We start from the raw sequence: 8,353 nt of genomic DNA, 5'->3' as shown, positions 1-8,353 counted from the left end.
TACTTTACATCTCGACAAGAATGGAATGGCACGCCATGTCGCGATAATAGATTGAAATTTTGCCGCTACACCGGCGTTCTTGGCGACTAGTGGCGGGCGTGAAGGGCGAAAATCTCGACCGATCTTGAGCATTCTATTGTTGCGACGCTGATTTCCTTGATGAATATCATCAACAAAAGTTCCATTGACCTCCAACTTTACATCTCGACAAGAATGGAATGGCACGCCATGTCGCGATAATAGATTGAAATTTTGCCGCTACACCGGCGTTACATTCGGGGGGTTTTTAATGATTGGCGGGACTATGATATCGGCGCGTCGCTGGACCCTGGCGCTTGGCACCAGCGTCGCCGCCCTGGCAACCGCTTCAGCCTCCCCCGTATGGGCACAATGCGCGCCGTCTCCGGCCGTGGCGGACCGTATCACGACTTGCAGCGGCACTGAAACCAATGGACTGGTTGTGGCCGTCGACAAGGCCCAGATCGTGGTCGATGCTGGTGCCGCGGTTTCCGGACCGGGGCGTGGTGGCATCATGGTGCTGCCGGTGGATACAGCCTATGGCTATCGGTCTTCTACCTCCACGATCACCGTTCGCGGTATGGTATCTGGCAACCATGCAGGCATATCCGTTGCCGCCGGTCCGGATGGTGCAACCTATTATCCCTACGGTATTTTGACACAGAGTGCCATCGTCGTCGAGCAGGATGGTGCCATTCAGGGCGATGTCGGCATCGAAGTGAATCCCAATGGCGGAGATTATGACGGTTGGTCCTGGGTCACGCTCGACAATAGCGGGACGATAAGCGGGAGCAGCGGCATCGCCCTGCGCGGCAATGATTCGAGTTCTGGTCGCTTTGCTTCTATCCACAATCGTGCGACCGGCGTGATCGGTGCCATTTCAAGTCAAGTCGGTTCGCTCAACAATGAAGGGCTGATTGATGGCGGCGCGAATAGCGCGATCAGCGACGGACCCGGCTATTATGGTTCTTATGCCTATTACGGCCAAGGCACCATCGCCAACAGCGGCACCATTAGGTCCAACGGAGACGCTGCCACGATTTTCCAGTATCGCAACTATAATTTTGGCAATTATGTTGAGAATAGCGGGCTGATCGAAAATCTGGGTTCGGGCGCTGCAATCGCGGGGAACTCGATCTTCTCTCTCGACAATGGCACTAGTGGAGTCATTCGCAGCGCTTCAGGAACAGCTATAGTCGCGCCTACCTATCTTGTGGTCACCAATGCCGGTCGCATCGAAAGTGCAGGCAATGCGATCGAGGCGGGCAACCGCCTGCTGCTGACCAACAGCGGAACAATCAGCGGCAACGTCGTCTCTATAACGAAAAATACCTATAGTGGCAGCTTGATCGACAATCGCGCGGGAGTGATTGAGGGCGATGTGTTGCTCGGCAGTGGCGATGATGTATTCATCGCGGATAGCGTCGGCCTGGGCACTATCACTGGTCGACTGGATGCCGGTGATGGCGTGGACACGATACGTTACCTGTTTGACGAAGATACGACCCTCAATACAGGCATAGCGCTTCCCGCAAGTTTCGAGCAGGCAGCTCTGTGGATCGGCAAGAGTTCGACGCTGACGCTGGGCGCGGACTTCATCTCCAACAAAACCATCGCGATTGGTGGAGGAGACTCTTCATTTTACAATCCGGAAAATCGCTTCATCAATCAGGGCTTGATCGACACTGACGGGCAGGCATTGGTCAGTGACAATAGTGCGACAGGCGGCCTGACTGTTCGTAATGAAGGCGACATCCGGGCCCGCCTCAACAACCCCGAACAGTTCGCGGTGGACTTGGGGAACGAAGCCTATTTCAGCAATGCGGGCATGATCACTGCGACCGGCGGCAACGCCGTCCGCTTCACGCGAGGCTATGAGTTTGCGAACAGCGGTTCCATTATCGCCGACGGGACGGCGGTCAGCACAACGATAGCCCTCGCCAATAGTGGGACGATCCAGTCCGTCAGCGGAATGGGCGCGGATCTGAGCAACGCGTATCAAGGCCGCTCCTCCAATAGCGGTCTGATAGAGGGGCGTACCATTGGCGCTCGCCTCTATTATGCCACCCTGGTCAACAGCGGGACGATCACGTCGGACGGAGCGGCCCTGGAATTCGGCTATAGCGGCATTCTCTACAACGAAGTGGGTGGCGTCGTACGTGGCGGCACGGCGGCTGTTCGTCCGTCTTCGCTTTATCCCGGCTCAGGCGGTTCGTTGATTTCCAACGCGGGGCTGATCCAAGGAGATGTCGATTTCGGCAGCGGCTATGCCGACGCGATCTCCGGCAATGTGTTTATCGCGCGTGCGGGTGGTGTATTGGATGGCAACCTGAATCTGGGCGGCGGCAATGACACGCTTGTGACGAGTTTCGTGAATGATGGCCCTGGCCAGTTTTCTGGAATCAGCGGTGTGGTCACGGGCAATGGCAGCGAAAATCTTCGTTATATCATTGACGGAACAGTCGCGACTGACGTCGGCAAGGTCGGCATATTCTCGCACATGGGTTATGATCTGGCTACCGGCAGCGTGCTGAACCTGACTGGAGCGAGTGCGCCTGCCGATACGCTGGTTTTTGCCGGTCAGGGCAGCGTTGATATGACAGCAGACATTATCGGCAGCCTGTACGATCCGCTGATCCGAATGGATGTCGCTTCCTATCTTACCGATGGAGAAGGGCAGACGCTCGCCAACGCCGTTACACTGGTTAGCCGCGGCACCTTGTCCAAAACAATGGTGAACAGCTATGACTATGGCGCTCCGTTGATCAACGTTGGCGCAGGCAACAGCTTTGAAAATGCCGGGACGATTTTGGTAAATGGCGGCGAATATGCTCGCCTTTTGGCTATATTTAATGGTGGTACATTAATCAATAGCGGTACGATCGAAGTCAGTCGAGCCGATGCAGTCAACGGTAGTTATTATTCGTCCGACGATCGATCAGTGTTGATCAATAGTGGTACTATCCGGGAGGCTGGCAATAGCGATGGGACGGCCCGGGGCGTCGTCAACGCGCAAACTCTCATCAACACCGGCACGATCGATATGGGCGGTACGGCAGTTGCATATGATTATCTCTATTATGGATCCGACCTGACAAACAGCGGCCTGATCCGTAGCGCCAACGGGGCGGCGATCACTGGTTCTTATTATACCGTGTCGATCCGCAACGAGGCCGATGGCGTTATCCAAGGTGGTGGTATTGGCGCAGCTATTGCTCTGAGCAATGGTCAAATCAGCAATGCCGGCACCATCAAAGGTGATGTTCAATTCGGCGTCGATTATTATAGCGGCCCCGGTCTCTACATTGCCGATGGAGGCACGATCGAAGGCGATCTGCGTTTTGCCAGTGCGAACGATATTTTCCTACAGATCGGCGACGATCTTGGCGTGACCGGGACGATCGATGGCGGTGATGGCCAGGACATGTTCGGTCGCGTCTTTACGCAGGACGCCACAGTCATGCTGGGCGGTCGTCCGGACATCGGGTTCGAGCGCGATTATTTGCTGGCACAGGCAGGGGCCACCGTATCGATCGATGCGTCGGCGACGTCGAGAGATACGCTGTTCGTCGGCGGCGAAGGCACGATCGTCAACCTGGCTACGCTCGACGGAACCGTGTCGACGGACATTCCCTATTATTATTCCCTTCAAACTGTTGCCGACTATCTGCCCAGGAAATTGGCATCATTCATCAATCGCGGCACACTGACCGGCGGTTTTGCCGGCAATACCATCTCTTTTGACAATCAGGGGAGCATCGGTATCGGCGATGCCAATAGCATGGCAGCGGTCAATCAATATGGTTATCGGGGCGATCTCAACTTCGCCAATAGTGGCACAATCAGCGGCTCCTCCTTTGGCGCGGTCGATCTGTTTGGCGATGGTATCTCCGCCGTCAGCCTTCGTAATGATGGGCTGATTGAGGGGCGTATGACCGTGAATGCCGCCTTCGCCAATGATGTGGCAGGCAGTATCGAAATAACGAATAACGGTCTCGTCGATGGCCATATGAACATCATCGCGGCCTTTGCCGGAGAAGGTGCTGGCAATGTCGTGGTCAATAATAACGGAACGGTCCGCGCTGATATCGGCAACGCCTTCGCAATCAGCAACAATCACTATGCCGGGATCAGCAGCGGGAATTATTTTCTGAATAACAGCGGCCTGATCGAAACGGACGGCGGAGCAACTGCTGCGGTCGGCCTGTGGCTGGACCGTTATAACACGACCGATACTGCCCATATTACTAACAGCGGTACGATCCGCGCTAATGGGGGCGGGGTGACCGAAATCTATTCCTATTGGGGATCGGGCGATTTTATCTATACGACGCCGTCAGCCGCTATCGCCTTCACTGGCAATGACGCAACGACGTTGACCCTGTCCAACGCGGCAGGCGGCACGATCGAGGCAGCCGGCGACCTGTCCACGGCTATCCTGGTGACCAGTGCGGCGTTGACGCTCGACAATGCCGGTACGATCGGGGGTGGCGCGGGAACAACCCTCGGCGATGCCGACCAACTCGCCCTCTGGCTCGGCAATCCCTATCTGGCTGGGGCGATCCAGACGGTCGGCGTAGCGGCGGACAGCATTACCAACAGCGGCACGATCATCGGGTCGATCGACCTTGGTTTTGGCAACGATGTGATCGTCAATCACGGCACGATCATCGGCGACGTCTATCTGCGCGACGGCGATGACAGCTTCACCCAGTTGGCAAGCGCCATCCTGCAGGGCACCGTCGATGGTGGCGTCGGCACGGATAGCTTCATCGTCGATGCGACAGGCGGCGGTGCGGTGAATGCCGACCAGTTCGTCAATTTCGAGCGCTTCTTTCAGATCGGCGAGGGCAATGTCAGCTATTCGGGCGACTTTGGCTTTGACACGATCGGTCTGGACGGCGGCACCGTCACGGTCGCGGCAGGCGAGACGCTGAGCAGCGCCAGCGCGACCACCATCACCGGCGGCGCAGGCAATGACAGTGTGCGCAACGCGGGCACGATCGGCGGTGGCATTGCGCTGGCCGGTGGCGATGACAGCATCGTCAACGGTGGCAGCATCGGTGGCTCGATCGACATGGGGGCTGGCAATGACAGCTTCACCGAACAGGCGGGCAGCAGCGTTGCAGGCCTGATCGATGGCGGTGCCGGGACCGACCTCTATCGCGTGATGCTTGCGAGCGATCGCAACGGTATCAGCGCCCAGACCGGCTTCGAACAGTTATCGGTCGAGGGCCAGGGCACGCTGACGCTGGCGCTGGCTCAGGGATATGAACTGATCAGCCTTCTGGGTACCAACCTGAACCTCACCACCAACAGCCAGTTTGTCGGCCAGGTCCTCGGCAGCGACGCGCAGGAACAACTCCGCCTGACCGGCGACGCCAGCCATGTGCAACTGGGCGGCGGCAATGACGCGCTGATCTTCGATCTGACCCGCGCGGCGGGTCGCTATGATGGCGGCGCGGGCGATGACAGCCTGGCCTTCACCGCGCAGGGTCCGATCACGCTGACCGGTGCCGTAACCGGTTTCGAGGCGGTGTCGCTGGCAGGGGGCGCGCTGATCGTAACGGGTCAGCTTGGCAGCGCTGACGGCGTGCTGCGTTTCGGCGATGTCGGCGAACGGCTCGAAATCGTAGCGGGCGGTCGCCTGCTCGGCCAGATCGACATGGCCGGTGGCGATGATATCGTAACCCTCGCCGATGGTGCACTGTGGCAGGGGACACTGTCGGGGGGCGCTGGCCATGACGGCCTGATCCTGGGGTTGGCCAACGCCCGCACGCTGGATGCCAACAGCTTGCTCGGCTTCGAGGCGATAACGGCGCAGGGAGCGGCGATGCTGACTCTGGTCAATGGCTTCACCCTTGAAAGCCTGAGCGTGGAGGGAGACCTGACGCTAGCGAGCGACGCCTCACTGACTACGGACAGCCTGACTTTCGGCAGCGCCGACAACCGCTTCGTCATCAACGGTCTGTTCGCAGGCACCATCGATGGCAGCGCGGGCAACAACCGCATCCTGGTCAATGCCGGCAGCGCGGCTGCACCGGTCCGCTTTGCGGCGGTCAGCAATATCACCGGGCTGGACATGAGTGGTGGCTATGCGACCGTTTCGGGTGACGCGGATTTCGGCATGATCGACCTGACCAGCGGTCGTCTGGTGGGGCTTGCTGGCTCGACCATCCGCGCGGGCAGCATTTTGGTGCGCCAGGGGGCGACGTTCGGGTCGGCTGGCCATGTGATCGGCAATGTCAATGTCGCCGGCACGCTCAGCCCCGGCGCATCGCCCGGCACGATGACCGTGACCGGCAATGTCGCGCTGGCGGGTGGATCGACCACGCTGATGGAGATCAGCCCGACCCTGTCCGATCAGTTGCTGATTTCCGGCACGCTGACGATCGCGCAGGGCGCTGGCCTCGTCCTGACCGCCGATCAGCAGGTGAAGCCCGGCACCACGCTGGACCTCATCATCGCCAATGGCGGCATATCGGGCAACTATACCAGCATCGTGAAGCCCGACAGCCTGTTCGGTTTCATCGTTCAGGATGACAAGCGCATCCGCCTGCTTGGCCAGTTCCTCAACAATGGCAGCTTCACGCCGCAGATGCAGCGCGCCATTGATTATACCAATGTCGTGATTGCAGCAGGCACCGCCAGCGATGGCCTGATCGACGCGCTGCCGGTATTGGCGAGCGCATCGGGCGCATCCAACCCCGCCGCCTTCGCGCGCCTGACCGCCGAACCTTATGCGTCTGCGATCCAGATGGGCGTGGAGAATGGCCTGACGATCGCCAACGCCACGCGCAGCATTGCCCGGCTTTCGGGCGACGACGCGACGCGCGCATTCAGCATCGGTCAGTATCTGGGCGGCCTGGGTCGGATCGCGGCGGACGACCAGTCCGGCCTGTCGGCCAGCCGTTCGCGCAGCTACGGCTTGCTCGGCGGGCTGGGCATAGGCACCGATCGCTGGTCGATTGCGGGCTTTGGCGGCTATCTGGACTCGCGCCAGACGCTGCGCCGGCTGGGATCGCAAACCGACGCCGATGGCTGGTTTGCCGGTGTTGCGGGCAGCTATGCGTTGGGGGCGCTGCGGTTCGGCGCGACGCTGGCCTATCACCAGCTCGATGCCGATACCGATCGCCTAACGCCCGATGGCAGCAAGGCGCATGGCCGTTTCCGCCTCAAAAACTGGTTGGGCGACCTATCTCTCTCCTATGAGGCGGTGCTGGGCAGCGATTGGGCGGCACAGCCGGACATCGGCCTGACCTATGTCGCGACGACCCGCACTGGCGTGCGCGAAGACAATGGCAGCGTCTGGGCGCTCGACGTAGCGAAGGACAAGCATGATGCCCTGTTCGCCAATGGCGGCATCGCCTTTAGCCGCAGCCGGGCGTCGGACGCGCCATTCCGTCCGTTCGTGCGGCTGGGCGTCCAATATCAGCTCAAGGGCCGCAGCGTTGAGGCGCTGGCAGGCTTTGCAGGCTCGAACCAGAATCTGCTCTCGCTTGGCGCGCGCCGTGGCGGACTGGTCGGCAGCGTCAGCGGCGGCGCGGAGATGCGGGTCAGTTCCGCCCTCTCCCTGTTCGCCAACGCCGCCCAGACCTATAGTGAGGATGACCGTCGGGCATCCGCCAATATCGGGATGAAATTCGCCTTTTAGATCATTTTCCATTCATTCCGGTTCATAGCCACATGATTTGAAGTAGTTGGCGCATTCGTTGGGTTGGAAGATGTCGACGAGTCTGCCGATCAGGTCGCACAGCCCGCTGACGGTTCGCTCGCCCGCCTTGCAGCGCATGGCCTTGAGCTTTGAGAATGCCTTCTCGATAGGGTTGAAGTCCTGGCTGTAGGGCGGGAGGAAGCGCACGGTCGCGTCGGCTGCTTCTATCCTCTCGTTTACTGCCGCCCGCTTGTGGATCGAGAGGTTGTCCATGACGACGAAGTCGCCGGGGCACCAGAACCTGCGCCACATAGGCTTCGAACCAGTCGCCGTTGATCGGCCCGTCCAGCACCATCGGCGCGATCATGCCGGTCATGCGCAGGCCCGCGACCAGCGTGGTGGTCTTGCGGTGGCCATGCGGGAAGCCCATCGGCAGGCGCTCGCCCCTGACGCTGCGTCTGTGGCTGCGGGTCATATTGGTGGCAGTCCAGGTTTCGTCGATGAAGACAAGGCGCTCGGGTTCGAGATCGATCTGGCCGTCGAACCAGAACCGGCGTTGCCTCAGAACGTCGGGACGGTCCTGCGCGATCGCGTGCCCGGTCTTTTTTTTGCGCGTGATCCCGTGACGCATGAAGAAGCGATGCACCGTGCCGATCCCAACCGGAGCGCCGCGCTCGATCA

General features: G+C 59.7%; 2 protein-coding genes and 1 pseudogene. 1 reads left to right on the top strand and 2 read right to left on the bottom strand.

The genetic code is table 11. From position 1 onward, the window contains the following. Positions 1-195 (bottom strand): hypothetical protein (locus tag V2I08_RS19760; protein ID WP_349636476.1); only part of this gene is annotated, 195 nt, incomplete at its 3' end. A gap of 214 nt (positions 196-409) precedes the next feature. Here V2I08_RS19760 and V2I08_RS19755 point away from each other — a divergent pair. Then, positions 410-7,672, top strand: coding sequence for an autotransporter outer membrane beta-barrel domain-containing protein (locus tag V2I08_RS19755; protein ID WP_349636475.1), 7,263 nt, complete (start codon positions 410-412; stop codon positions 7,670-7,672). A gap of 12 nt (positions 7,673-7,684) precedes the next feature. Here the strand turns inward: V2I08_RS19755 and V2I08_RS19750 are convergent. Further along, a pseudogene (locus tag V2I08_RS19750) lies at positions 7,685-8,353 on the bottom strand (IS630 family transposase); the annotation flags it as partial.

It is taken from the genome of Sphingobium sp. MK2 (assembly GCF_040170545.1).
GTDB lineage: Bacteria > Pseudomonadota > Alphaproteobacteria > Sphingomonadales > Sphingomonadaceae > Sphingobium.
Note: the sequence above shows the minus strand (reverse complement) of the source record. Positions and strands in the feature narration are given on the sequence as shown.